This window comes from Delftia sp. WSY_10 (assembly GCF_043104705.1).
Lineage (GTDB): Bacteria > Pseudomonadota > Gammaproteobacteria > Burkholderiales > Burkholderiaceae_C > Comamonas > Comamonas tsuruhatensis.
The window spans coordinates 20,565-43,993 of the sequence record NZ_JBICKY010000020.1; the positions used below are offsets into that span (position 1 = coordinate 20,565).

The following is a 23,429-nucleotide window of genomic DNA, read 5'->3' on the forward strand; positions in this document are numbered from 1 at the left end:
GTTTGGCAGGCTCAGGTGGCCTCGCCGTTGATCCAGGTCTTGACGATGTTGGCCACCGCGATCGGGTTCTGCTTGGCCAGTTGGCGCGCCTGCTCCAGGCGCACCTGCTCCTGTGTGGGAGACAGATCGACAGCGGGTCCGGCCAGCGCCGGACGGTCCAGCTGCTCGCCCTCGATGGCATTGAGCTGACCGCCCACGGCAGCCGTCTTGCGGCCCTTGAGCATGGGTCGCATCAGGCCCAGCAGCAAGATGGCGCCGAACAGGGCCAGGCCGATGGGCACGCCCAGGCTGCGGGCCATGTCCAGCACTTCGGGCTGGCGCCAAAGCGGCACCTCGGCAGGCGCTTCGTCCTGCACAAAGGGGGTGCTGACCAGGTTGACCGAGTCACCGCGCTCGGCGCTGTAGCCCACGGTCTCGCGCACCAGGGTCAGCAGTTGCGCCTGCTGCGCCGCCGTCAGGCCGCGCGCTGCGGCGGCAACGGTGGCGGCATCGGTGGCGCCACCGGCTGCATTCGGCGCAGCGGCCGCCACCAGGGGCGCATTGATGACCACGGCGGCCGTCAGGCGCTTGATGCTGCCCGTGCTGCCGCGTGTGTGGCGCACGGTCTTGTCCACTTCGTAGTTGGTGATGGACTCGCGCTTGCTGGCAGAGCGCACGGCGTTCTGTCCATCGGCCGCCTGGGGTGCGGGATTGGCGCCATTGACCGGCGCGGACGCGTTCTGGGGCGGCTGATTGCTGGTGGCGCCGGGGATGCCGGTGGGCTGGGGCGGCTTTTGCTCGCCCGTGCTCTCCACCACCTGCTGGCTGCGCACCACGCCCGCGTCGGAGGACTGGTTGGGGCGGTGCTGCTCCGAGGTCGATTCGGTCTGGCTGAAATCCAACTCGGCCGAGACCTGGGCCTTCACATTGTTCTTGCCGACCACAGGCTCCAGGATATCCAGGATGCGGCGCACGTACTGCTGCTCGATCTGCTGGGTGTAGTTCAGCTGCTGCATGTCCACGGCGTTGGCGTTGCCGTCGGGCGACTGCGACAGCAGCTTGCCCGAGTCGTCGAGGATGCTCACGGCCGTGGGCGCCATCTCGGGCACGCTGGAGGCCACCAGGTGCACGATGCCCGCGATCTGCGTGCGGTCCAGCACGCGGCCGGGGTACAGGCTCAGCAGCACCGAGGCCGAAGGCTTTTGCTGCTCGCGGAAAAAGCCGTTCTGATTGGGCAGGGCCAGATGCACGCGTGCGCTTTGCACGGCGGCCAGGGCCTGGATGGAGCGCGTCAGCTCGCCTTCGAGGCCGCGCTGGAAATTCAGGCGTTCCTGGAACTGGGTGATGCCGAACTTGCTGTTTTCCATCAGCTCGAAGCCCGTCACCGAACCCTTGGGCAGGCCCTGGGTGGCCAGCTTCAGGCGCACATCGTGCACGCGGTCGGACGGGATGAGGATGGCGCCGCCGCCTTCCGTGTAGCGGTATGGCACGTTCATCTGCGACAGCTGGGCGACGATGGCGCCACCATCCTTGTCGCTCAGATTGGAGAACAGCACCTTGTAGTCCGGCTGGCGGTAGAACATGGCCGCCGCCCCCACGGCGACAACCAGCAGCACGGCGATCGCGCCCCAACGCAGGCGCTGGCCACGGTCCATGGCCGTCCAGCGCTGCTGCAGGGCAGGCTGGGGGACGGGAGTGGCTTGGGGGACAGGGATTTCAGCGACAGCAGACATCTTGGTTCCAGGTGTTCGAGCCCTGCACACACAGGACCCTAGCGTGCTGTCGATTATTCGAAGTCCGCCGCTTCACATTCGCCCGATAAGCGCGCCGTTTGACCTTCTATTTGCCCGGATGCGAAAACCCTGCCGACCTACGATCTCGTCATCTTGCTAACTCCGATGGAATGTGTCATGGACCTTCGCATCCCCAGTACCACCTCTCCCCTGTACGGCACCCAGCTCCCCAAAGGCGTGGGCGCAGGCGACGCATCGACCAAAGTGGCGGCTGGCGGCTTCAGCCAGGCCCTTCAAGGCGCGCTGCAGTCCGTCAGTTCAGCCCAGAACCACTCCAGCCAGCTGCAGCGTGAAGTGCAGCTGGAGAACCCGGCCGTCAGCCTCGAAGAAACCATGATCGCCATGCAAAAGGCACAGATCGGCTTCCAGGCCACGATGCAGGTGCGCAACCGGCTCGTGCAGGCCTATACCGACGTGATGAACATGCAGGTCTGAGGACGTCCGGCCCCGGCCGGACCCTCTTTGCCCACCCAGACCGCAGACCGCAGACCGAACAGCATTTGCGCGCACCATCGCATGGCTGCGTCTTTCCGGCACGCGCAGGATCCGGCCTTCTTCAAGGCGTTGTTCCGCTTTCGCCGAACCGGGCCTTTGCCCACCCTCCCCATTCCTGGTCGCCCGTCACCGCACGGCCCAAAGCCCCCCGTCTCTTTCAGCAAGCGTGACCTCCTCCCGCGCATGGAGGGTCGCCTTCCGATGCGCAGCCCTGCCTGCACCGGCCGGCAGGCGCGTCACGCCGACGCCACCCCGGAAAAGACAAAACCCTCGGGCACGCATGCCGGAGGGTTGATCAGGACAGGAAAAAAGGAAGAAGGAGGCTGCTTCAGCTGGCCGAGTGGTAGATGCGCGCCTTGCCCGGTCCGGCGTGAGGGTGTCCATACAGGTCACGTCCATACGTGGCCTGGTCCGAAGCCTGGGGAATCAGCGCCGCCGCCTGGTGCTGGGCCACCACCGCCATGCGCGCCAGCTGGTCGCGCTGCATGGCCATCTGCTCGCCCAGTGCCTGGGCGCGCTCGCGCAGCTCCTGCGTCCAGTCGGCCGCGCTGAAGCGGCGGGCCAGTTCGGAAAACGCAGCCATGGCATCGCGCAGCCGGGTACTGGACTGCTCCAGCGCGACCGCATCCTTCGATTGCAGCGAGGCGGACACCATCCGGACCACCGCGTCCAGGGAATCGAGCATCTCGCTGAGAGTCATGGGACAGGCCTTGCTGAAAAAAGAAAGCGCGTGCTCGCGCCGGAAGGAAAAAACCGAGAAAGAACCGAACCCGCGCTCAGACGCGCGAGTGCGAGAGGAATTCCTCGGAGTTGGCCAGCAGCTTGTCGGCCACGGCGTCGGCGTTCACGCGGAAGGTGCCGTTGGCAATGGCTTCGCGGATTTCCTTGACGCGGTTGGCATCGAAGTCGGCGGTGGCACGACCAGTTTGGTCCAGTGCGCGGGCCGAGTTCGAGAACGACACGGGAACACCAGCCGCCTTGGCAGGCTGGGCCTGTGCGGAGGATTCCTCGCTGGCAATGGCGCTGGCTGTCTTGGGCTGCTTGGCGGCGGCCTGGGAGGCAGCGGCGGGCAGTTCCGGTTTTTGACCTATCTTCATTTTGATTCTCCAATCGCCCTGGCGGCGTAAGGCGCTGTGCCTAGCTTTCGACTGCCTGGAACAAAACTTGAGGTTTTTTTACTGCACCAGCACCACGCCCTCGGGATTCACCACCCCGGAGATGAGCCGGCCATTATCCATGCGAACCCGCACGGTCTGGCCTTCGCCGGCGGCAGACATGGCCTTGCCCGACGATGTGACGGAAAAACCACCACCATTGACCAGAACACGCACTTCGGCACCCACCGCGAACAGCGCCGGCGTGCGCAGCATGTTCTGGCGCAGTGCCTGGCCTGCGGCCAGCGGGCGGGAAGCCACCAGGCCCACCCAGTCCTGCTGGTTGGCGTAGACGGCGGCCGAATCCTCGGCCCAGTCCACCTCGGCCTGGACGGCGTCGTCGGCCGACAGCGGGCGGCCCGAAGGCACGCCGTTTTGCAGCACCCAGGCAGGCCCCCAGGCCTTGACCGTGATGGGCAGGAACACATTCCAGGCCACGGCGCCCTGCAGGCAGCGCAGGCCCAGGCGGGTACGGCCCCACAGGCGCGAGCCTGCGGGCAAATAGGGCTCGACCTTGGCGCAGGCGGCCAGGCGCAGGCGGGGATCGAGCTGGCCCATCTGCACTTCCATGCGCAGGGGCAGGGCGCCCGCACCGGCCATGCCCTGCTGCAGGGCCTCGTCGGCAAAGCGCTGGCCGATCTGGCTGAGCTGGGCCGCGCCATCGGGTGCGTTCTGCGCGAACGCGCTGCCTGCCAGCGATGCTCCAGCGGCGAGCGCAGCGCATGCGGCGGCGCGGGCGAAGGCTCGGGCGGCGGAAGGCGGATGGGCGGTGCTGAAGTTCGACATGGCTGGGGCTCCTGACTTGCTCCGACACCCCGTCAGGATGGGCGGGATACATGGAGCGATGCCAGCAAATATAGGGCGGGCGCCGTTTTCCGAAGCGCCGAACTGCGCAGGCAAACGCGCTTTCTTTGCGCTTTAGCGTTCGGGCCCGATTTCCATAATCGACGCATGCCGCAGTCCGTGGGCTGCCGCCATTTCGTCAACCGATCACCGCAAATCCCAGAGGGCGAGGCCGACATGCTCGACAAGATGACTGAACGACTGGACTTCCAGAGCAAGGCGCTGGTGCTGCGCGCCGAGCGCCAGCGTGCAATCGCCAGCAACATCGCCAATGCCGACACCCCGGGCTATGTGGCACGCGACTTCAATTTCCGCGAGGCGCTGACGGCCGTCACCTCCGGCCCCTCGCCCATGACGCTGGCCAGCGTCAGCCAGGGCGGCCACATTCCGCTGCCTGCCGCCGCCTCGGGGCAGAGCGCGCAAAGCCATCTCGGCTACTCGGTGCAGGCCCAGACCAACATGGACAACAACACCGTGGACCTGGACCGCGAACGCGCCAACTTCGTCGACAACGCCGTGCGCTACGAAGCCACGCTGCGCTTTCTGAACGGCCAGGCCAAGACCATGCTGTCGGCCATCCAGGGCCAGTAAGCCGGCGCCACAGATCACAGGAGCTTTCCCATGTCCATGTTCTCCATCTTCAGCATCTCCGGCAGTGCCGTCAGCGCCCAGTCCCAGCGCCTGAACGTCGTGGCCTCGAACCTGGCCAACGTCGATGCCGTGGCCGGCCCCGACGGCAAGGCCTACCAGGCGCGCCAGGTGGTCTTCCAGACCGTGCCCATGGGCGAGGAAGGCTCCTCGGGCGTGCGCGTCAGCGCCATCAGCCAGGACAACACGCCGGGCCGCCGCATCCACGATCCCCAGCACCCGCTGGCCGATGCCGAAGGCTATGTGACGCATTCCAACGTCAGCGCCGTGGACGAGATGGTCAACATGATCTCGGCCTCGCGCTCCTACCAGAACAACGTCGAGGTCATGAACACGACCAAGTCGCTGCTGCTCAAAACCCTGCAGATGGGCCAGTGAGCCCCGTCCGCACCACATTCCAGGAGCTACTCCCATGATCTATGGCGCAGGCAGCGTCGCCAGCACGGCCGACCTCAACAACAAGAACACCACGAGCAATTCGAACACCGACCCCGCAGCAGCGCAGGACCGTTTCCTGAAGCTGCTGGTCGCGCAGTTGAACAACCAGGATCCCATGAATCCCATGGACAACGCGCAGATGACCTCGCAGATGGCGCAGATCAACACCGTCACCGGCATCCAGCAGTTGAACAAGACCATGGAAAGCATGGCCGGCCAGTTCACGGCCATGCAGGTGCTGCAGGGCACGCAGATGATCGGCCGCACCGTGCTGACCGAGGGCAACACCCTGGGCGTGGGCAAGGAAAAGTCCTATACGGCGGCCTTCGACCTCGAAGGCCCGGCCGCCGATGTCAAGGTGCAGATCACCACGGCCGGCGGCGAGCTGGTGGACACCGTCGAGCTGGGCAGCGGCACTGCGGGCCGCAACTACTTCACCTGGGACGGCAGCAAGTACACGGGCGATGCCAGCCAGCTGCGCTACACGGTGCAGGCCACGAATGCCGACAAGGCCGTGGCCTCGACCACGCTGTCGCCCCACGCGGTGCTTGCCACGGGCACCACCGACGGCAAGCTGACGCTGGAGCTGGACGACGGCACCAACGTCGCCTACACCTCCGTCAAGGCCGTGTACTGAACGCCGCACCAAACACCCCAAACCATCGCAGGAGCACACCATGGGATTCCAACAAGGCCTCTCGGGTCTGAACGCCGCCAGCAAGAACCTGGACGTGATCGGCCACAACATCGCCAACGCCAACACCACGGGCTTCAAGTCCTCGCGCGCCGAGTTCGCCGAGGCCGTGGCCAGCGCCGTCGGCTCGGCCAGCGGCCAGACCAGCGGCATCGGTGTCAACGTGGCAGCCGTGACCCAGCAGTTCCGCCAGGGCCCGATCACGACCACGGGCAACAACCTGGACGTGGCCATCAACGGCAACGGCTTCTTCGTGGTGCGCCAGCCCGATGGCAGCACGGCCTATACGCGCGCCGGCAGCTTCGGCCTGGACAAGCAGGGCAACCTCAAGACCGTGCAGGGCGACAACGTCATGGGCTACCCCGTGGACGCCACCACGGGCAAGGTGCTGGCCGGCGGCCAGCCCGTGCCCATGGTCTTCCCGTCGGGCCAGCCGATTGCGGCCAAGACCACGACCAAGATCAATGTGGAGCTGAACCTCGATGCGCGCGCCACGCCCGCGGCAGGCAACCCCACAGCCACGCCTCCCGTTGCCGCCACGCCACGCGCCACCTATGGCACCTCGATCAACGTCTATGACAGCCAGGGCGTGCCCACGCCGGTGCAGATGTACTTCGAGAAGGACGCGGCGTCCAACACCTGGAAGGTCTACGACGGCCTGGACGACCCCGCGGCATCGCCGCCCAAGGTCGCCACCTTGCTGACCACCTTGGTGTTCGATGCCTCCGGCAAGATCACCAGCGGCAGCCCCGTGACGGCGCAGATCAAGAGCAGCAACCCCAACGCGCCCACGCCCGGCACCATCAACGGCACGGCCGGCGTGACGCTGGACTTCTCCAGCGTGACCCAGTTCGGCACCAAGTTCGCGGTCAGCAGCCTCAAGCAGGACGGCTACACCTCGGGCGCGCTCACCGGCATCAACATCGGCAACGATGGCGCCATCGTGGCCACCTACTCCAACGGCGTGACGCGCACCGAGGGCCAGCTGGCCCTGGCCGCCTTCACCAACACCCAGGGCCTTGGCGCCGTGGGTGACAACAAGTGGGTGGAAACCTCGGATTCGGGCCCGGCGCTCAACGGCACGGCCCAGTCCGGCACCTTCGGCTCGCTGCGTTCGGGCGCGCTGGAGGACTCCAACGTGGACCTGACCGCCGAGCTGGTGAACATGATGACCGCGCAGCGCGCCTACCAGGCCAATGCCCAGACCATCAAGACCCAGGACCAGGTCTTCTCGACCCTGGTGAACCTGCGCTGATAGCCAAGAACTGAGTCAGGAGAGCCGGCATGGACCGCATCATCTACACCTCCATGACGGGCGCCAACGCAGCGGCGCAGCGTCAGTCCGTGCTGGCCCACAACCTGGCCAATGCCGGCACCAATGGCTTTCGGGCCGAAATGTCCACCTTCCGCTCCGTGCCCCTGCAGGGCAGCGGCGCGGGCACGCGCGTGTTCGCGCTGGAGGCAACCTCCGGCTACGTGGACACGCCCGGCCCCACCCAGCGCACGGGCCGCGCACTGGACGCCATGGCCATGGGCCGCGCCTGGTTCGCCGTCCAGGGCCTGGACGGCCAGGAAGCCTACACACGCAACGGCGTGTTCGAGGTTTCCCCCGAGGGCCAGCTGGTCAACAGCAACGGCCAGGCCGTGCTGTCGGACGGCGGCGGCCCCATCGACATTCCGCCCGAGTCCACGATTTCCCTGGGCTCCGACGGCACGCTGACCGCCAAGACCGGCAACCAGCTGCCCGTGGCCGTGGGCCGCGTCAAGCTGGCCACGCCGGCCGAGGACGCTGCGCTGGTGCGCGGCAACGACGGCCTGTTCCGCACGGGCAACGGCGAGCCGCTGCCCAACGACGAGAACGCCCGCCTGCTGTCGGGTGCCATCGAAGGCTCGAACGTGAATTCGGTGGAGACCATGGTCGGCATGATTGCCGCCGCCCGCCAGTTCGAGACCCAGATGCGCCTGCTGCAGACCGCAGAAACCAATGACAAGACGGCCAGCCAACTCTTGAGCATGAACGGCTGAAAGCACTGAAAAGGAAAACGCCATGATCAATTCGCTGTTCATCTCCAAGACCGGCATGGAAGCCCAGCAGACCCAGCTGGATGTGATCTCCCACAACCTGGCCAACGTCTCGACCACGGGCTACAAGCGCGCCAGCGCGGTGTTCGAGGATCTGATCTACCAGAACCTGCGCCAGTCGGGCGCCCAGACCACCGAGCAGAACCAGCTGCCCACGGGCCTGCACCTGGGCCTGGGCGTGCGCACGGTGGCCACCTCGCGCAATTTCCTGCAGGGCGCCCTGCAGCAGTCCAACAATGCGCTGGACGTGGCCATCGACGGCAACGGCTTCTTCCAGGTCAACATGCCCGACGGCACCACGGCCTATACCCGCGACGGCTCCTTCCAGGTCGATGCCCAGGGCCAGTTGGTGACTGCCAGCGGCATGCCCATCGCCAACGGCGTCACCATTCCCCAGGGCGCGACCAAGGTGTCTATCAGCCCCGAGGGCGTGGTCAGCGTGACCATGGCCGGCCAGGCTGCGCCCCAGCAGGTGGGCAACATCGCGATGAGCCAGTTCATCAATCCGGCCGGCCTGGAGCCGCGCGGCCAGAACCTGTTCACGGAAACCGCTTCCTCGGGCCAGCCCCAGCAGGGCCAGCCCGGTGTCAACGGCATGGGCATGATCAAGCAGGGCTACCTGGAAGGCTCGAACGTGAACGTGGTGCAGGAGCTGGTGACCATGATCCAGACCCAGCGCGCCTATGAAATGAATTCCAAGGCCATCCAGACGTCGGACCAGATGCTGGCCAAGCTGGCGCAGTTGTAATTGATCTCTCCCCCTGAGCGGCTTCGCCGCTTCCCCCTCTCTACTCGCTTCGCGAGGGAGGGGGACGACGCCCTCGCTGCGGGGCGGCCCTTGCTCGGCGTCCCTGACCTGGGCCGCGCCGGTCTCCGGGGTCGCGCCACATGCCTATGGCTCGCCAGGTTCATGCGAAGCATGGATCACTGAAACACCGGGAACATCGCCATGACCCAACGAACCTTCTCCCTTTCCGCGACGGGCACGTGCCTGGCGCTGGCGGCAGTCCTGTCGGGCTGCACGACGCTCAATGACCCGCCGCCGGTGGACATGCCGTCCACGGCGCCGCCGGTGCTGCCGCAGCCCGCCCCGGTGGCGGGCAGCCCCACGGGCAGCCTGTTCAACGCGGCCAGCTACCGGCCCGGTTTCGAGAACCGGCGTGCGCGCCTGGTGGGGGATCTGGTGACGGTGCAGATCGTGGAGCGTGTGACGGCCAGCCAGAAGTCGGATTCGGGCCTCAAGCGGTCCAACAAGACCACGGCCGGGATTTCGGCGCTGCCGCTGTTTTCGGGCAATGCGCTGGCCAATCTCAAGGACCGCTCCAACATCGGCTTCAACAACAACAACGACTACACGGGCTCGGGCTCGACGTCCAGCGACAACACGTTCACGGGCGCCATCAGCACGACGGTGGTCGATGTGCTGCCCAACGGCCATCTGGTGATCGCCGGAGAAAAGCAGATCGGCGTGAACCACAACGTGGATGTGCTGCGCTTCACGGGCACGGTGGACCCGCGCACCATGCAGCCCGGCAGCCTGGTCGCCTCGACCCAGGTGGCCAATGTGCGCGTGGAATCGCGCAGCCGCGGGCAGGCCGGGGAAGCGCAGTCAATTGGCTGGTTGTCCCGGTTCTTTTTGAACGTTATGCCGTTCTGATTCTCCGGAGAATGGACAGCATGAAAGTACTGTCCATGCTCCTGACATTGCGCCAAGCGCAGCGCCCGTTCTGGGTTGCAGCCGCCCTCGGCGCCAGCATGCTGACCCTGCCGGCGCATGCAACACGCATCAAGGAGGTCGCTGCCATCCAGGGCGTGCGCAGCAACCAGTTGACCGGCTACGGTCTGGTGGTCGGCCTCGACGGCACGGGCGACCAGACCACCCAGATGCCCTACACCAAGCAGGCCCTGGCCAACTACCTGGAGCAGATGGGCATCTCGCTGCCCGCCACAGGCAACGCGGGCCAGCTGCAGCTCAAGAACGTGGCGGCCGTGATCGTCACCGCCGAGCTGCCGGCCTTTGCCCAGCCAGGCCAGACCATCGACGTGGTCGTCTCCTCCGTGGGCAATGCCAAGTCGCTCAAGGGCGGCACCCTGGTGACCACGCCGCTGCGCGGTGCCGACGGCGAGATCTACGCGCTGGCCCAGGGCAACCTCGTGGTCGGCGGCGCCGGCGCCTCGGCCGGCGGCTCCAAGGTACAGATCAACCACCTGAGCGCGGGCCGCGTGCCGCAGGGCGCCCAGGTCGAACGCGCAGTTCCCACCCCGATCAACGAAGGCGACAGCATCACGCTGGGCCTGAACGCCACCGATTTCCAGACCGCCGACAAGGTGGTGCGCGCCATCAACCAGCGCATGGGCCAGGGCGTGGCGCAGGCGCTGGACGGGCGCACCGTGCGCGTATCCGCGCCCCAGGACCCGGGATCGCGCGTGCGCATGATTGCCGAGATCCAGGAGATGCCGATCGAGACCTCCAAGCCCTCGGCCAAGGTCGTGATCAACGCACGCACGGGCTCCATCGTGCTCAACCAGGCCGTGACCCTGGGCCCCTGCGCCATCGCCCACGGCAACCTGGCCATCACCATCAGCACCACGCCGGTGATCAGCCAGCCCGGCGCCTTCTCGCAGGGCCAGACCGTGGTGGCCCAGAAGTCCGACATCCAGATCAAGCAGGAGCCCGGCAACATCATCAACATGCCCGGCTCCCCGCAGCTCACCGACGTGGTGCGCGCACTCAACACGCTGGGCGCCACGCCCCAGGACCTGCTGGCCATCCTGCAGGCCATCAAGGCCGCAGGCGCTCTCAACGCCGAACTGGAGGTGATATGAGCATCGCACTTCCCAATGGATCGCAGACTGCGGCCAGCAATGCGCTGGCGGCCGACGCCCGGTCCCTCAACGCACTCAAGTTCGCGGCCGGCGAGAACAGCCCGCAGGCCGCGAAGGAAACCGCCAAACAGCTGGAATCGCTGTTCATGCGCGAGATGATCAAGAGCATGCGCGAGGCGACCATGAAGTCCGGCCTGCTCGACAGCGCACAGGGCAACCTCAGCACCGACATGCTGGACCAGCAGCTGTCGGTGGCCATGTCGGGCCAGCCCGGCGGACTGTCGGATGCCATCACGCGCCAGCTGGCCCGCACCATGGGCTCGGAAGCCGCCGAGGATGCCGAGATCTCCGTGCCCTCCACGCTGAGCATGAGCCGCATCGCCTGGCGCAGCACGGCCACCAATGCCAATGGCGCCGCTGGCGGCACCGCTGCCATCGGCGCCTGGAGCGGCAGCCGCAGCAGCGCGGCCCAGTCCGTCAACGCCTACGCACCCGCGCCCAAGGGCCGCGACAACTTCGTGGCCCACCATGGCGACGCCGCGGCGCGCGTGGCGCAGGAAAGCGGCATTCCGGCCGCCTTCATGCTGGGCCAGGCCGGCCACGAGACCGGCTGGGGCAAGAGCGAGATCAAGAACGCCGATGGCAGCAATGCCCACAACCTCTTCGGCATCAAGGCCGGCAAGGGCTGGACGGGCAAGGTCGCCGAGGTCACGACCACCGAATACATCGACGGCGTGGCGCGCAAGGTCACAGCCAAGTTCCGCGCCTACGGCTCCTACGAGGAGTCCTTCCGCGACTATGCGCGGCTGATCACCAGCAATCCGCGCTACGAGAAAGCCATGGGCAAGACCGACTCGGCCCTGGCCTATGCGACCGAGCTGCAGAAAGCCGGCTACGCCACCGATCCCGAATACGCCAGCAAGCTCAGCCGCGCCATCCAGAGCGCCGTGCAGAGCGCGGCACGCGCACAAGCCTAAACCGAGAACACGCCATGAGCCTTTTGAACGTCGGATCCCGCGCCCTGATGGCGAATCAGATCGCCCTGCAGACCACCGGCCACAACATCGCCAACGTCAACACGGCCGGCTACTCGCGCCAGAGCGTGGCCTTCCAGACCTCGCCGGGCCAGAACATGGGCAGCGGCTACATCGGCAATGGCGTGGATGTGAACACCATCCTGCGCAACTTCAACGAGTTGCTGAACCGCCAGGCGGCCACGGCCAGCGCCGTGTCGGCGGCCGATTCGGCGCGCGCCACCTCGCTGGCGCAGATGCAGGAAGTGTTCAGCGGCGGCAAGACCGGCCTGGGCGCGGCCATCACGGACATGATGAATTCGTTCGCCGACATCGTCGGTGCACCCACGGATCCGACGGCGCGCAGCGTGGTGCTGACCCGCATGAACGAACTGGCGGCCCGCTTTCGCTCGTCCTCTGCACAGTTGGAGGAGCTGGACTACAACACACGCCAGCAGATGGGCAATGACGTGACCGTGGTCAACAGCCTTGCCAGCCAGATCGCAACGCTCAACGGGCAGATCAGCCAGTCCATTGCCACAGGCCATGCACCCAACGATCTGCTGGATCAGCGTGACCAGTTGGTGCGCGACATGAACCAGTACGTCCAGACCACTCAGATTCCGGCTGATGACGGTTCCATCAGCCTGTTCGTGGGTGGAAGCCAGCCGCTGGTACTGGGCCAGAATGCGGCCAAGCTAGAAGTCAGGGAATCGTCCCAATACCCCGGCAGTGGCCAGATGACCTTGTACTTCAAGCAATCCGGCGGGACGGATGTGGAGCTCTCGCCTGGAATGCTCGGAGGCGGTGAAATCGCCGGCCTGCTCCAATTCCAGGGTAGTGATCTCTCGGAAGGCCGCAACCTGCTCGGGCGCATGGCAGCCGCCCTGGGCGCAGCCATGAATACCCAGCACCAAAGCGGCCTGACACAGGATGGCACGCGCGGCACAGCATTGTTCACGGTACCCACGGCCATAGCGGGCCGCACGACGATCTCTGGCATCACCGCACAGGTGCAGTTCGTCGACCAAACCTCCACCAGCAATCCCAAGGCTGCGCTGGACTACACGGCCTATGCCGCGTCCGACTACAAAGTGGTGTTCAAGACCGGGGGGGCCCTCTCCCTGGTCCGGCTGTCGGACAACAAGACCACGGAGTTCGCCAACGTCACCGACCTTGCAAACACCACGGTGGATGGACTGCGCTTCGAGATATCCGCGCCAGGCGCGGCCAACCAGAGCGTGCTGTTCCAGCCTTTTTCTGCCGCCGCTCACAACTTCAAGGCGCTTGTATCGTCTGCCCGGGATCTGGCAATTGCCAATCCCATCACCGCCGGCATGGCTGAAGGCAACAAGGGCAATCTGCAGATGACTTCGCTGAAAATGCTGTCGCCCACTTCAGCACTGCCTCCAACTCCTTCTGGAGTGCAGTTGAGCTTTCAGGTGGATGCGACAACCGGTGCCGTCACTTACAGTTTCACGGGCGCGGCATCGGGCAACGGTGTCGCACATCCCTATGTATCGGGCGAGCCCATCACGGTCGACGGCTGGTCCGTTACCCTTACAGGAACCCCTCACCATGGGGATTCCCTGCGCGTGGGCAATGCACTGGATCCGCAATATGGCGACAGCTATCTGCGAAACGCGGGCAACGGATCGGCTTTCCTGGACCTGCGCGACAAGCAGGTATTCGACAAGAGTACGTCACTCAGCGATGGATTCTCCAGCGCGATCGCGCAGGTAGGCGCGCGCACCCAGAGCGCCACTTACGCAGCCAAGCTCTCCGGGACCATCGCCTCCAACCTCGAGGCAGACCGTACGGCGGTGTCAGGCGTGAACCTCGATGAAGAGGCGGCCAAGCTGCTGCAGTATCAGCAGTCCTATCAGGCCTCGGCCAAGATGCTGCAGGTGGCGCAGGGCATTTTCGACAGTGTGCTTCAGGCCGTGGGCCGCTAATTTCGCGAGGAGATCCAACATGAGCAACATCGCACGCATTGGCACGGCCAACATGTACGACAACACGGTGCGCAATCTCACATCGCGCCAGAGCAACCTCGTGGAACTGATGGAGAAGACCACCGCCGGCAAACGCGTGCTGCGCGCCAGCGATGACCCCGTGGCAGCGGCCCAGGCCGAGCGCGCTCAGACCCGGCTGACGCGCACCGCAACAGACCAGCGTTCGCTGGATGCGCAGCGCAACATCATGACCAATGCCGAGTCGACGCTCGGCGAGGCTCACTCCGCCATGCAGGAGCTTCGGGACTTGCTGGTGAACGCGGGCAACGGTTCATTCGATCAGCAATCTCGCGACACTCTGTTGGCCAGAATGACCAGCCTTCGTGAGCAATTGGTGGCCTACGCCAATCGCAAAGACACCAATGGCCTGCCACTGTTCCGAGGCCTGGACAGCGCCGACCAGCCAATTCAGGGATACAACTTCGTGGGCCAGCCCGGCCAGGCAGGCAGCAACGACAGCGGCATTGCCAACTCCATCGACGGCGCTGCCGCATGGATGAACGTTCCCACAGGAAACGGCGTCTACCAGGTCAGCCTGGACACGGCCGGTGGCGGAAAATTCTGGACCGATGTAGGCACCATCACCGATCCTGCCGCCGCCGCAGCAGCGACACGCCCCATCACCGTGAAATTTTCCACTGATGCCAGCGGCAACCTGCAATACAGTGCCGACAACGGAGCCACCTTCAGCCCCTTCAAATCGGGCGATGCCATCGAGATCCAGGGCATGCGTGTCACTGTTTCTGGAACACCCAAGACGGGCGACGGCTTCGTGCTGCAGGACAGCACGCGCTCCGATGTATTCAGCGTGGTCGACCGTGTGATTGATGCTGTGCGCAATGGAGCCAACGCCGACGGCAGCGCCAAGCCAGAACTCACCCAGGCCATTGGCCGAGGCCTGACCGAGATCGATTCCAGTATGAGCCGCCTGCACTCGGCACGCAGCCTGGCCGGTGACTTGCTCAACCGTGCCGACCGCATTGAAGATGGCCTGCTGGACCGTGAAGTTCAACTCGAGGCAGACCGCTCACGCGCCGAAGACATAGATATGATCAAGGCCCTCTCGGAAGTGGACATGCAGAAGGTAGGACTGCAGGCGGCCTTGCAGTCCTACGCCTCGATCCAGAAACTGTCACTGTTCAACTTCATCAACTGATAACCGCCCGCGCATGCATCCATGGTCCAGTCCGTCCTGAGCTCTCTGACCCTCGGCTATAGGCCGCTCTGGAACCAGGCCCGCCGTCTGGCGGGCGTGCAGCTTTATCTTCACGAGGAGCCCGGCGTCCAGGCCGACGTGGCCCACCTGCTGCGCATACTGCGCGAGACCTGGGGCACGCAGTCGCCACCGGTGCTGCTGTCGCCCCAATCCCGCCAGGTGCTGTGCGACCTGCTGGAGAACGCCTCCAAGGGAAGCCCCTGGATCGAGGTGCGCGGCGACTGGCTTCAGGACTCCGCCATCTATGACCTGGTGCGCCAGGCCCATGCGCGCGGCCTGATGCTGGTCTGGCGCGGCCCGCTGTCCGACGTGCCCGACGCCCAGGCCGCCCACTGGTTTGCCAGCAGCCTGCTGCACCTGCCGCCCGAAGGCGCCTCGGGCATGCCCAACCAGACCGTTCTGGCGCTGCAGCAGGCCGCGCAGGCCGCCGAAGCGCCGACCAAGCTCCAGGCCCTCAAGCAGGCCGCCAGGCCCGCCCCCACCCTGCCCCCCCTGCAACTGCTGGGCGGCCAGATGTATGAAGGGCTGGAAAGCCTGGCCCTAGCCGATCTGTGCCTGGACAGCTTCCATGCGGGCGCCATCGCCGGCTGGCCCGTGGCCGATGCATTGCATGCCCAGCGCCATCACCCCGCCCTGCCCAGCCGCGACACCGTGCTTGCGCTGATGCGTGCCGTTGATGCCGAGCAATCGCTGGAAGCCTTCGAGCAGATCCTGGGCGAGGACCCCATCCTGGCCTATCGCTTCATGCTCTACACCAACTCCGCGGCCCTGGGCCTGCGGGGCAATGTGGACTCGCTGCGCCGCGGCCTGGTGATGCTGGGCTACGGCACGCTGCAGCGCTGGCTGTCGGACCAGCTGCCCCACGCCTGCACCGAGCCCAGCCTGATACCCGTGCGCACCGCCATCCGGTTGCGCGCCAGCCTGACCGAACGCCTGATCGAAGCCGGCATCAGCCACGACCTGCAGCGCGAGGTCTATCTGCTGGGCCTGTTCTCGCAGCTGGACCAATTGCTGGGCGAGCCCCTGCCCACCGTGCTGCGCCGCGTACCGCTGTCCGAACGCGTCTTCGACGCGGCCGTGACGCGCACCGGCCCCTACGCGCCGGCCCTGATGATGGCCATTGCGCTGGAATCCGACGATCCCGCACCGATTCGCCAGCTGCGCGAAGACAACGACTTCGAGATCGAGGACGTCAACCGCAACCTGCTGCGCATGCTCAGCGAACTGCAGGTGCAGCCCGCGCCGGCGGCCTGATCGATATACGGCGACCCACAGCGGCCGAACCTGCGGCCTGATCTGCAGCCGCTGCCATCCGCAGATTCCACCCATGAAAAAACCGCCTGGATCTCAGGCGGTTTTTTCATGTCCGGCAGGAAGCTGCAGATGCAGCTGCCGCCGTCAGGCCATGGCTCAATGCATGGCGTGGGGCTGGCCGTCGAACATGTGCTCGAACTGTGCCAGCCAGGGCTCGGCCAGCGTGCGGATCTGGGCATCGTTGCGCAGGATGCGCTGCATGATGCGGGCCTTCTCCTTGCGTTCCTCAGGGGCCAGCGGCTCGTCATGGGCCTTGATGCGCAGTTGCTCGATCAAGACTGCGCAAGTGCCTTCGTAACGCGCTACTCCCTCCCAGTCTTTGTTCTGGGCCGCCTGCAGCATCTTGGCGCTGCTGTCTTCTATGGCGCGATAGAAATCGATCAATGTGTGCTCCATAAACGCATGGCGTTACTGTGCAGCCGCTTCCGGCGAAGTGGCAATGGCCTGCCAGCCCTGGGCAACCGGCTCGACCAAGGCCACGACCTCTTCCACTGCCTGCGCGTCGTTGCGCAGGTTGGCATGGGTCAGGCGCTGTATGCAGTAGTCATACAAGGCGCCGAGGTTCATTGCCAACTCGCCGCCCTGCTCGCGGTTCAATCCTCCCTTAAGGCCTTCCTCGAGAATGCGGACGGCACGGCCCAGCTGAGCGCCCTTGGCCTCGACCTCGCCGCGCAGCATGGAGCCACGTGCGGCGTTGAGGTTCTGCAGCAGGCCTTCGAACAGCATCTGCACAAGGCGGTGGGGCGAGGCATTCTCCACACCCGACTGCGCACCAACTTGCCGATACGCGCTTGAAGCACGGGAAAAAGCGGGGGTATACATAGTGGACATCCTTATCAACGGCTTGCCTTTCTTATCGGCAGACGTCGTCCAAAATCAAAGTTTTTTTCAGCTGCTGCTTTTGTTCCAGGCGGCAACCTGCTGAGTCATGTAAGTGCTCAAGGCAGTGATGGAAGCCATCTGCTTGTCCAGCGCCGTGTACTGGCGCGTGAGCCTGGCCTCAAGCGCGGATGCGCGGTCGGACACCTTTTGCTGCTGGTCAGTATTGGAGGTGGCGCGCTTTGCGAGCGAATCCGCTTTGTTATTGAGCGAGCCGTCGTAGGCAAGCAGCTCATCGGTGAACTTCTTGAAGTTCACCGCGATGCCGCCGCCCATGCCGTCGCCGGAGGACTTCGCCGCGAACAGCGACTTGAGCGCATCAGGCGACTCCAATGCCTTATCCAGCTTAGTGGTGTCGGAGATTTTCAGCGCGCCGCCTTCCTGCATCTGTATGCCCACTTCCGACAGGCGCTTGAAGGCGCCCGAGGCGTTGGTAGCCGAGCCCATGGTGAGCATTCGCAGCGAGTTCTGCAAGCTCACCGTGGAAGCGTCGCCCTGCAGCACGCCAGCACCGGTGGTCTGGGCCTTAGAGTCGACTTTGCCGTTCTCGCCGCGCACGCCCTTGGTAGAGGTGGACAGCAATTCGTTGAGCGCGTTGTAGGCGTCGACGAAATCCTGCAGATTCTTCTTGATCGCATCCTTGTCGTTGGTCAGCGAGACCCGCGTTTCCTTGCCGGCTTCGGTCAACTCGTTGACCGTGATCTTAAGTCCAGGCAGCACATCTTCGAAACTATCGGTGCTCGATACCTGTTCCACGCCGTTGATGGTGATCTTGGCATCCTGGGCGGCCTGGCCTGCAGGAATCGTGAAATTCATGCCCGTCGCGGTGAAAGCGGACTTCGCGCCCGTGGTCTTGGACGTGAGCATCAGGCGCTCGTTGCCCGAGGCGTCGCGCATTACCGAGGCCCGCATGCCGCTGGACGCGTCATTGATCTTCGCCGCCAGCGTCGTCAGGGTGTCGTTGGCGGTGTACTCGATGCCCACGGAAGTCGTTCCCTGCGCAAGGGCCAGCGTTCCCGACGTACCAAGCTTGGAATCCACGGCACGCGCATCGCTCACGGAAGTCTGGGCACGCGACAGCTGCGAGACACCGACGTCGTAGACGGCGGCCGAGCTGATGCCGGTCACCGTCATCGATACGGCCGTGTTGCTGGACTTGACGGTCATCGCATTCCAGCCGCTGTCACGTGTCAGCTTGGCCGCCGCGTCTGCCAGCGTGCTGGTCAGCGACTTGATCTGGGAATAGGTAGAAATCTGGGTCTGGATGGTCTCGGCCTTGGTCTTCAGTCCCTCCAGCGGCTTGGATTCAAGCGCCACCATCTGGGAAATGATTTCCGTGACCTTGAGGCCACTGCCTATACCAATAGAGGAAACAGCCATTTCACGCTCCTTGACGGCAGGGCAACGCAAGCCCATGCCATTGAATACCGCAGATTCTGACCGATGGCAGCGGCATCAAAAGCCCGAAAAGCGGCACTGGACCTCGCCAGCCGGCGCTTTGGGGGCGACCAGGGGCCGGCGCGCGGTGCGCCCATCCCATGCTTTCTTGTCGGCCCGGCGGCGCAGGACTTGAGGCCATATGGCAAAAAACAATGAAAAAAGGCAGCCTTGCGCAAGCAGGGCTACCATCAAAAAGCAAACTCAACAAAGCTTGCTGGCGCTGGACCTCATCGAGACGGCACCAGCAAGTTCCGCCATCAGCGCAGCAAGCTCAGCACCTGCTGGGGCAGCTGGTTGGCCTGGGCCACCATGGCCGTGCCAGCCTGTTGCAGGATCTGCGTGCGGCTCAGGTTGGCCGTTTCCTTGGCGAAGTCGGCATCGGTGATGCGGCCGCGCGCGGAAGTGATGTTCTCGCTCTGGATGTCGATGTTCTCAACAGCCTTGTCGAAGCGAGTCTGCAGTGCGCCCAGCTCTCCGCGTGCGGAGTTGACCGAGGTGATGGCGCCGTCGATCTTCTGCAGCGCATCCCATGCACCCTTCTGGGTGGAGATGTTGATGTCCTCGATGCCCTTTTCCGTCTTCTCGGCCCCAGCGGCGACCGCGCCCAACGCGAAGCTCGTGCCGCCCGTGCCGGTTATCGCGATGGCGGTGTAAGCGCCGCCTTCCTTAATGGTACCGCGAACGTCCAGGCCACCGTTTTCGTTGATGAAAGCGGTCACGCCCGTGTCGGCGGTCTTCGAGTTGATCGCTGCCACCACGCGGCCCAGGGCCTCGGAGTTGGACGGCGCATTGGCCATCTTCTCGATCTTGACCGTGGTGGCCGTGCCACCGTTGGCACCCGTGATGCTCAGCGTCACGTCGGCACCCGTCATCATCGCGCCGGTCACACCAGGAGTGGCGACGGAGCCCTCGGCATAGCGCGAGTTGCCCAGTTCATCGATCTTGGCGTTGCCAACGGCACCCACGGTGATGTTGTCGCCAGAGTTGGCGCCGACCTGGAACACGCCGCCCTGGAAAGAGCCGTCGAGCAACTTCTGGCCGTTGAAGCTCGTGGTCTTGGCCACGCGGTCCACTTCATCGCTCAGTTGCTTGAGTTCGGACTGCAGGGCCTCGCGGTCGCTCTTGCTGTTGGTAGCGTTGCCCGATTGCACGGCCAGTTCACGCATGCGCTGCAGCATGTCGCCGACCTTGCCCAGCGCGCCTTCAGCGGTCTGCGCCAGCGAGATGCCGTCGTTGGCATTGCGCGAGGCGACCGACAGGCCACGCACCTGAGTGCTCATGCGTTCGGAGATGGCCAGGCCGGCGGCATCGTCCTTGGCGCTGTTGACACGCAGGCCCGAGGACAGGCGTTGCATGGAGGTAGCCAGCGAACCGCCAGACAGCCCCAGATTGCGTTGTGCGTTGATGGACACAACATTGGTGTTAATGGTCATTGCCATTTGGATTCCCCTTCTTTCTAACGCTCACTCAGAGATGTGACGCTTGGCCGCCCGGTGACGCATGTAAATCTTGCGCTCGGGCCGCTAGCGTTGTATGCAGGCAGTTCTGGCCACCCGTTCTTCAATGGATCCCGTGCCTCGAAATTCGGGGTTTGCGACAGGAGACCCATGTTTGTCATGGCAGGTCCTCAGGGGAGAGAGCGCCTTGAGGACCCACCGGCTATTACTTGAGCAGGCTCAGCACTTGCTGGGGCAGCTGGTTGGCCTGGGCCACCATCGCCGTGCCGGCCTGTTGCAGAATCTGCGTGCGGCTCAGGTTGGCCGTTTCCTTAGCGAAATCGGCGTCCACGATGCGGCCGCGTGCAGCAGTGATGTTCTCGTTCATCGAGTCGATGTTCTCGATCGATTTCTCGAAGCGCGTCTGGATGGCGCCCAGCTCGGCACGGGCGGAGTTAACGCTGGTGATCGCACCGTCGATCTTCTGCAGCGCGTCCCAGGAACCCTTCTGCGTGGAAATGTCGATGTCCTCGATGCCCTTTTCAGTTTTTTGCGCGGCGCCGCTGATGGCGCCCAGCGTGAAGCCCGTGCCTCCCGTGGCGGCCAGCGTGATGGCCGAGTAGGTGTCGCCTTCCTCCAGCGAACTGCGCAGATCGACGCCGCCGTTCTCATTGATGAAGGCAGTCACGCCGGTGTCGGCCGTCTTCGAGTTGACTGCTGCCACCACGCGACCCAGGGCTTCGGCGTTCGAGGGCGCATTGGCCATCTTCTCGATCGTCACGGTCGAGGCCTTGCCATTGGCGCCAGTGATGGTGATCGAGACATTGGCGCCCGTCATCATTGCGCCGGTCACGCCGGGAGTAGCGATCGCGGCTTCCGCGTAGCGGGAGCTGCCCAGCTCATCAACCTTGCTATTGCCCAGGGCGCCCACGGTGATGTTGTCGCCGGCATTGGCACCGACCTGAAACACACCGCCCTGGAACGAACCATCAAGCAGCTTCTGGCCGTTAAAGCTCGTGGTCTTGGCCACGCGGTCCACTTCATCGCTCAGTTGCTTGAGTTCGGACTGCAGGGCCTCGCGGTCGCTCTTGCTGTTCGTGGCATTGCCCGCCTGCACCGACAGCTCACGCATGCGCTGCAGCATGTCACCAACCTTGCCCAGTGCACCTTCAGCCGTCTGCGCCAGCGAAATGCCGTCGTTGGCATTGCGTGCTGCCACGGTCAGGCCGCGCACCTGGGTGCTCATGCGCTCGGCGATGGCCAGGCCGGCCGCGTCGTCCTTGGCGCTGTTGACGCGCAGGCCCGAGGACAGGCGTTGCATGGAGGTGGCCAGCGAGTTGCCGGACAGGCCCAGGTTGCGCTGGGCGTTGATCGAGACGACGTTGGTGTTGATGGTCATTGCCATGATGAGCTTCCTTGTGCGAGCGGTATTGATGAGTGGTTTGCTTGGTGCCGGAGCCTTGGCATCTGACCTCTTTGGGCCTGGTTTCTTCGCTTTTCAGCGACTTACCTGCTCCGTACAAACCAGTTATCGGGCCCCCTTCTTTTTTCTTTAGGATTTTTTGCACACCTTGCTCGACGATCTGGGCGCCACCTCCCGGCGCCCCCCTTACCGGGCATGAACCCAAGCCGGAGCCCAGGGAGAAGCGCCAGAAAGCAGGGGTTTTGCTGCTTTATTCCGCGCTATGCGCGCCAGCAGTCCGTAGAAGAATCCTCCCATCGCTAGGTTTGCCAATCCAATCGCTCAACCGGTGTCTTTGGTCACTGCAGCGATGTTCCAAGCACTAATCCGCGGAGGTTTTCTGACATGGCAGCGACCATCAACACGAACATTATTTCGATCAATGCCCAGCGCAACCTCGCCCTGTCGGGTGGTTCACTGGCAACATCCATGCAGCGCCTGTCCTCGGGCCTGCGTGTCAACAGCGCCAAGGACGATGCCGCCGGCCTGGCCATCGCCGAGCGCATGAACACCCAGGTGCGCGGCCTGACCGTGGCAGCACGCAATGCCAACGACGGCATCTCGCTGGCGCAGACCGCTGAAGGCGCGCTGGGCAAGGTCGGCGACATGCTGCAGCGCATGCGTGAACTGGCCGTGCAGGCCGGCAACGCCACCAACAGCAAGAGCGACCGCCAGGCCCTGCAGTCCGAAGTCAGCCAGCTCGCTTCCGAAATCGACCGCGTCGCCAAGCAGACCAACTTCAACGGCCAGAAGATTCTGGACGGAAGCTTCGCGGGCGCCGTCTTCCAGGTGGGCGCCAACTCGGGTGACAACGTCACGCTGGGCGCGCTGGCCGACACGCGCGCCTCGCAACTGTCTTCCGCCTCCTATGCGACGAAGACCGTGCCCAGCGTCAACACGCAGGAAATCGCAGGCAACACCACGCTGCAAAGCTTCACCACTCCCTCGGTGAACCTGAGCATCACGGTGGCTGGCGGCACGCCCATCTCTCTGGGCACGATGCCTGCAGCTACCAGCCGCCAGGAACGCCTCGGCCAAGTCGTGGAAGCCATCAACAACAAGACGGCCGACACCGGCGTGACCGCCTACCTGACCAAGATCGACGGCACCGAGAACTACAAGGTGGAGATCATGTCCAGCAAGCTGGACGCTAATGGAGAGCCGGTACAGGTGGCCTTCACAGGCTTCACCGCTCAGTCCACGGGTCTGGACGCCGCCGCCATCGACATCGCCGGCGGCAATACGGGTCCGGGCTCCATCACCAGCAAGGGCATCGAGAGCATCGATGTCTCCACCCAGGCGGGCGCCTGGATCGGCCTGCAGAAGATCGACAGCGCCGTGGACCAGATCAATGGCGCGCGCGCCACGCTGGGCGCGATGCAGAGCCGCTTCGAGAACGCGGTCAACAACATCGACATCCAGGCCGAGAACCTGTCCGCTGCACGCGGCCGAATCGTGGACGCCGACTTCGCCAAGGAAACGGCCAACCTGAGCCGTACGCAGATCCTGCAGCAGGCCGGCACGGCCATGGTGGCCCAGGCCAACCAGATCCCGCAGCAAGTGCTGCAACTGCTGCAGAAATAAGAAGCGGTATCGGCGCGGCGCGTGAGCGCCGAAGCCCTTAAACTCCAGCCAGCGCCGCCCCTACCACCCGTGGGGCGGCGTTTTCTGCATTCAAGGCGCTGGCGAGCACGGCGGCGCT

General features: G+C 64.8%; 23 protein-coding genes. 14 read left to right on the forward strand and 9 right to left on the reverse strand.

Annotation, left to right across the window (positions count from 1 at the left end):
* Positions 1–11: 11 nt before the first annotated feature.
* The gene (gene fliF / locus ACF8ML_RS10785; protein WP_392407112.1) at positions 12–1,712 is read right to left on the reverse strand and encodes a flagellar basal-body MS-ring/collar protein FliF; all 1,701 of its coding nucleotides are present in this window, start codon (positions 1,710–1,712) and stop codon (positions 12–14) included.
* A gap of 177 nt (positions 1,713–1,889) precedes the next feature.
* Between fliF and fliE the strand changes: the two genes are divergently transcribed.
* Positions 1,890–2,207: a flagellar hook-basal body complex protein FliE gene (gene fliE / locus ACF8ML_RS10790; RefSeq protein WP_016449318.1), complete on the forward strand. Its 318-nt coding sequence runs from the start codon at positions 1,890–1,892 to the stop codon at positions 2,205–2,207.
* A gap of 388 nt (positions 2,208–2,595) precedes the next feature.
* Here fliE and ACF8ML_RS10795 read toward each other — a convergent pair whose 3' ends face one another.
* The 3 genes from ACF8ML_RS10795 to flgA form a co-directional block, all read right to left on the reverse strand.
* Positions 2,596–2,967 (reverse strand): hypothetical protein, encoded by a 372-nt coding sequence (locus tag ACF8ML_RS10795; protein WP_016449317.1) that lies wholly within the window; start codon positions 2,965–2,967, stop codon positions 2,596–2,598.
* A gap of 76 nt (positions 2,968–3,043) precedes the next feature.
* A complete protein-coding gene (gene flgM, locus ACF8ML_RS10800) occupies positions 3,044–3,364 on the reverse strand; it encodes a flagellar biosynthesis anti-sigma factor FlgM (RefSeq protein WP_016449316.1) in 321 nt (106 codons plus the stop codon).
* A gap of 78 nt (positions 3,365–3,442) precedes the next feature.
* The gene (gene flgA, locus ACF8ML_RS10805; RefSeq protein WP_016449315.1) at positions 3,443–4,207 is read right to left on the reverse strand and encodes a flagellar basal body P-ring formation chaperone FlgA; all 765 of its coding nucleotides are present in this window, start codon (positions 4,205–4,207) and stop codon (positions 3,443–3,445) included.
* Positions 4,208–4,441: 234 nt separating this feature from the next.
* On the opposite strand from flgA, the gene flgB reads away from it, so the two are divergent.
* The 12 genes from flgB (at position 4,442) to ACF8ML_RS10865 (ending at position 16,450) form a co-directional block, all read left to right on the forward strand.
* A complete protein-coding gene (gene flgB, locus ACF8ML_RS10810; RefSeq protein WP_013800365.1) occupies positions 4,442–4,855 on the forward strand; it encodes a flagellar basal body rod protein FlgB in 414 nt (137 codons plus the stop codon).
* A gap of 30 nt (positions 4,856–4,885) precedes the next feature.
* The gene (gene flgC, locus ACF8ML_RS10815) at positions 4,886–5,290 is read left to right on the forward strand and encodes a flagellar basal body rod protein FlgC (RefSeq protein WP_016449314.1); all 405 of its coding nucleotides are present in this window, start codon (positions 4,886–4,888) and stop codon (positions 5,288–5,290) included.
* Positions 5,291–5,324: 34 nt separating this feature from the next.
* Entirely contained in the window at positions 5,325–5,987 is a 663-nt protein-coding gene (locus ACF8ML_RS10820) for a flagellar hook assembly protein FlgD (RefSeq protein WP_043790864.1), read from the forward strand.
* 40 nt (positions 5,988–6,027) lie between these two features.
* Complete coding sequence (gene flgE, locus ACF8ML_RS10825) at positions 6,028–7,299, forward strand: flagellar hook protein FlgE (RefSeq protein WP_061289102.1); 1,272 nt, start codon at positions 6,028–6,030, stop codon at positions 7,297–7,299.
* 29 nt (positions 7,300–7,328) lie between these two features.
* Positions 7,329–8,069, forward strand: a complete 741-nt coding sequence (locus tag ACF8ML_RS10830) for a flagellar basal body rod protein FlgF (protein WP_016449311.1) — start codon at positions 7,329–7,331, stop codon at positions 8,067–8,069.
* 22 nt (positions 8,070–8,091) lie between these two features.
* Positions 8,092–8,874, forward strand: coding sequence for a flagellar basal-body rod protein FlgG (gene flgG, locus ACF8ML_RS10835; protein WP_012202560.1), 783 nt, complete (start codon positions 8,092–8,094; stop codon positions 8,872–8,874).
* A 201-nt stretch (positions 8,875–9,075) separates the two neighbouring features.
* Positions 9,076–9,783 (forward strand): flagellar basal body L-ring protein FlgH, encoded by a 708-nt coding sequence (locus ACF8ML_RS10840; protein ID WP_012202559.1) that lies wholly within the window; start codon positions 9,076–9,078, stop codon positions 9,781–9,783.
* 20 nt (positions 9,784–9,803) lie between these two features.
* Positions 9,804–10,952, forward strand: a complete 1,149-nt coding sequence (locus ACF8ML_RS10845; protein WP_016449310.1) for a flagellar basal body P-ring protein FlgI — start codon at positions 9,804–9,806, stop codon at positions 10,950–10,952.
* Positions 10,949–11,929 (forward strand): flagellar assembly peptidoglycan hydrolase FlgJ, encoded by a 981-nt coding sequence (gene flgJ / locus ACF8ML_RS10850; protein ID WP_016449309.1) that lies wholly within the window; start codon positions 10,949–10,951, stop codon positions 11,927–11,929. Before ACF8ML_RS10845 ends, flgJ begins: the two co-directional genes overlap by 4 nt.
* Positions 11,930–11,943: 14 nt before the next feature.
* Positions 11,944–13,920, forward strand: coding sequence for a flagellar hook-associated protein FlgK (gene flgK, locus ACF8ML_RS10855; protein WP_392407113.1), 1,977 nt, complete (start codon positions 11,944–11,946; stop codon positions 13,918–13,920).
* 19 nt (positions 13,921–13,939) lie between these two features.
* Positions 13,940–15,136 carry a flagellar hook-associated protein FlgL gene (gene flgL / locus ACF8ML_RS10860; protein WP_392407114.1) on the forward strand — a complete coding sequence of 399 codons (1,197 nt, stop codon included), beginning with the start codon at positions 13,940–13,942 and terminating at the stop codon, positions 15,134–15,136.
* Positions 15,137–15,157: 21 nt separating this feature from the next.
* The gene (locus tag ACF8ML_RS10865; RefSeq protein ID WP_016449306.1) at positions 15,158–16,450 is read left to right on the forward strand and encodes an HDOD domain-containing protein; all 1,293 of its coding nucleotides are present in this window, start codon (positions 15,158–15,160) and stop codon (positions 16,448–16,450) included.
* 156 nt (positions 16,451–16,606) lie between these two features.
* On the opposite strand, the gene ACF8ML_RS10870 is transcribed toward ACF8ML_RS10865, so the two are convergent.
* The 5 genes from ACF8ML_RS10870 to ACF8ML_RS10890 form a co-directional block, all read right to left on the reverse strand.
* A complete protein-coding gene (locus ACF8ML_RS10870) occupies positions 16,607–16,906 on the reverse strand; it encodes a flagellar protein FliT (protein ID WP_199962059.1) in 300 nt (99 codons plus the stop codon).
* Between the two features lie 12 nt (positions 16,907–16,918).
* Positions 16,919–17,332, reverse strand: a complete 414-nt coding sequence (gene fliS, locus ACF8ML_RS10875) for a flagellar export chaperone FliS (RefSeq protein WP_392407115.1) — start codon at positions 17,330–17,332, stop codon at positions 16,919–16,921.
* Between the two features lie 66 nt (positions 17,333–17,398).
* Positions 17,399–18,769 carry a flagellar filament capping protein FliD gene (gene fliD / locus ACF8ML_RS10880; protein ID WP_392407116.1) on the reverse strand — a complete coding sequence of 457 codons (1,371 nt, stop codon included), beginning with the start codon at positions 18,767–18,769 and terminating at the stop codon, positions 17,399–17,401.
* Between the two features lie 317 nt (positions 18,770–19,086).
* Positions 19,087–20,268: a flagellin gene (locus ACF8ML_RS10885; RefSeq protein WP_392407117.1), complete on the reverse strand. Its 1,182-nt coding sequence runs from the start codon at positions 20,266–20,268 to the stop codon at positions 19,087–19,089.
* Positions 20,269–20,491: 223 nt separating this feature from the next.
* A complete protein-coding gene (locus ACF8ML_RS10890) occupies positions 20,492–21,670 on the reverse strand; it encodes a flagellin (RefSeq protein WP_392407118.1) in 1,179 nt (392 codons plus the stop codon).
* 402 nt (positions 21,671–22,072) lie between these two features.
* Here ACF8ML_RS10890 and ACF8ML_RS10895 point away from each other — a divergent pair, with 402 nt between their 5' ends.
* Positions 22,073–23,311 carry a flagellin gene (locus ACF8ML_RS10895; protein ID WP_392407119.1) on the forward strand — a complete coding sequence of 413 codons (1,239 nt, stop codon included), beginning with the start codon at positions 22,073–22,075 and terminating at the stop codon, positions 23,309–23,311.
* The last annotated feature ends 118 nt before the right edge of the window (positions 23,312–23,429 follow it).

Coding starts and splice junctions, on each gene's coding strand:
- ACF8ML_RS10895 (WP_392407119.1), top strand. CDS start 22,073: ATGGCAGCGACCATCAACACGAACATTATTTCGATCAATGCCCAGCGC.
- flgB (WP_013800365.1), top strand. CDS start 4,442: ATGCTCGACAAGATGACTGAACGACTGGACTTCCAGAGCAAGGCGCTG.
- flgM (WP_016449316.1), bottom strand. CDS start 3,364: ATGAAGATAGGTCAAAAACCGGAACTGCCCGCCGCTGCCTCCCAGGCC.
- ACF8ML_RS10830 (WP_016449311.1), top strand. CDS start 7,329: ATGGACCGCATCATCTACACCTCCATGACGGGCGCCAACGCAGCGGCG.
- flgG (WP_012202560.1), top strand. CDS start 8,092: ATGATCAATTCGCTGTTCATCTCCAAGACCGGCATGGAAGCCCAGCAG.
- flgL (WP_392407114.1), top strand. CDS start 13,940: ATGAGCAACATCGCACGCATTGGCACGGCCAACATGTACGACAACACG.
- fliD (WP_392407116.1), bottom strand. CDS start 18,769: ATGGCTGTTTCCTCTATTGGTATAGGCAGTGGCCTCAAGGTCACGGAA.
- flgA (WP_016449315.1), bottom strand. CDS start 4,207: ATGTCGAACTTCAGCACCGCCCATCCGCCTTCCGCCGCCCGAGCCTTC.
- fliS (WP_392407115.1), bottom strand. CDS start 17,332: ATGTATACCCCCGCTTTTTCCCGTGCTTCAAGCGCGTATCGGCAAGTT.
- ACF8ML_RS10870 (WP_199962059.1), bottom strand. CDS start 16,906: ATGGAGCACACATTGATCGATTTCTATCGCGCCATAGAAGACAGCAGC.
- fliE (WP_016449318.1), top strand. CDS start 1,890: ATGGACCTTCGCATCCCCAGTACCACCTCTCCCCTGTACGGCACCCAG.
- flgC (WP_016449314.1), top strand. CDS start 4,886: ATGTCCATGTTCTCCATCTTCAGCATCTCCGGCAGTGCCGTCAGCGCC.
- ACF8ML_RS10890 (WP_392407118.1), bottom strand. CDS start 21,670: ATGGCAATGACCATCAACACCAACGTCGTCTCGATCAACGCCCAGCGC.
- ACF8ML_RS10840 (WP_012202559.1), top strand. CDS start 9,076: ATGACCCAACGAACCTTCTCCCTTTCCGCGACGGGCACGTGCCTGGCG.
- ACF8ML_RS10845 (WP_016449310.1), top strand. CDS start 9,804: ATGAAAGTACTGTCCATGCTCCTGACATTGCGCCAAGCGCAGCGCCCG.
- ACF8ML_RS10820 (WP_043790864.1), top strand. CDS start 5,325: ATGATCTATGGCGCAGGCAGCGTCGCCAGCACGGCCGACCTCAACAAC.
- fliF (WP_392407112.1), bottom strand. CDS start 1,712: ATGTCTGCTGTCGCTGAAATCCCTGTCCCCCAAGCCACTCCCGTCCCC.
- flgJ (WP_016449309.1), top strand. CDS start 10,949: ATGAGCATCGCACTTCCCAATGGATCGCAGACTGCGGCCAGCAATGCG.
- ACF8ML_RS10795 (WP_016449317.1), bottom strand. CDS start 2,967: ATGACTCTCAGCGAGATGCTCGATTCCCTGGACGCGGTGGTCCGGATG.
- flgK (WP_392407113.1), top strand. CDS start 11,944: ATGAGCCTTTTGAACGTCGGATCCCGCGCCCTGATGGCGAATCAGATC.
- ACF8ML_RS10885 (WP_392407117.1), bottom strand. CDS start 20,268: ATGGCAATGACCATTAACACCAATGTTGTGTCCATCAACGCACAACGC.
- ACF8ML_RS10865 (WP_016449306.1), top strand. CDS start 15,158: ATGGTCCAGTCCGTCCTGAGCTCTCTGACCCTCGGCTATAGGCCGCTC.
- flgE (WP_061289102.1), top strand. CDS start 6,028: ATGGGATTCCAACAAGGCCTCTCGGGTCTGAACGCCGCCAGCAAGAAC.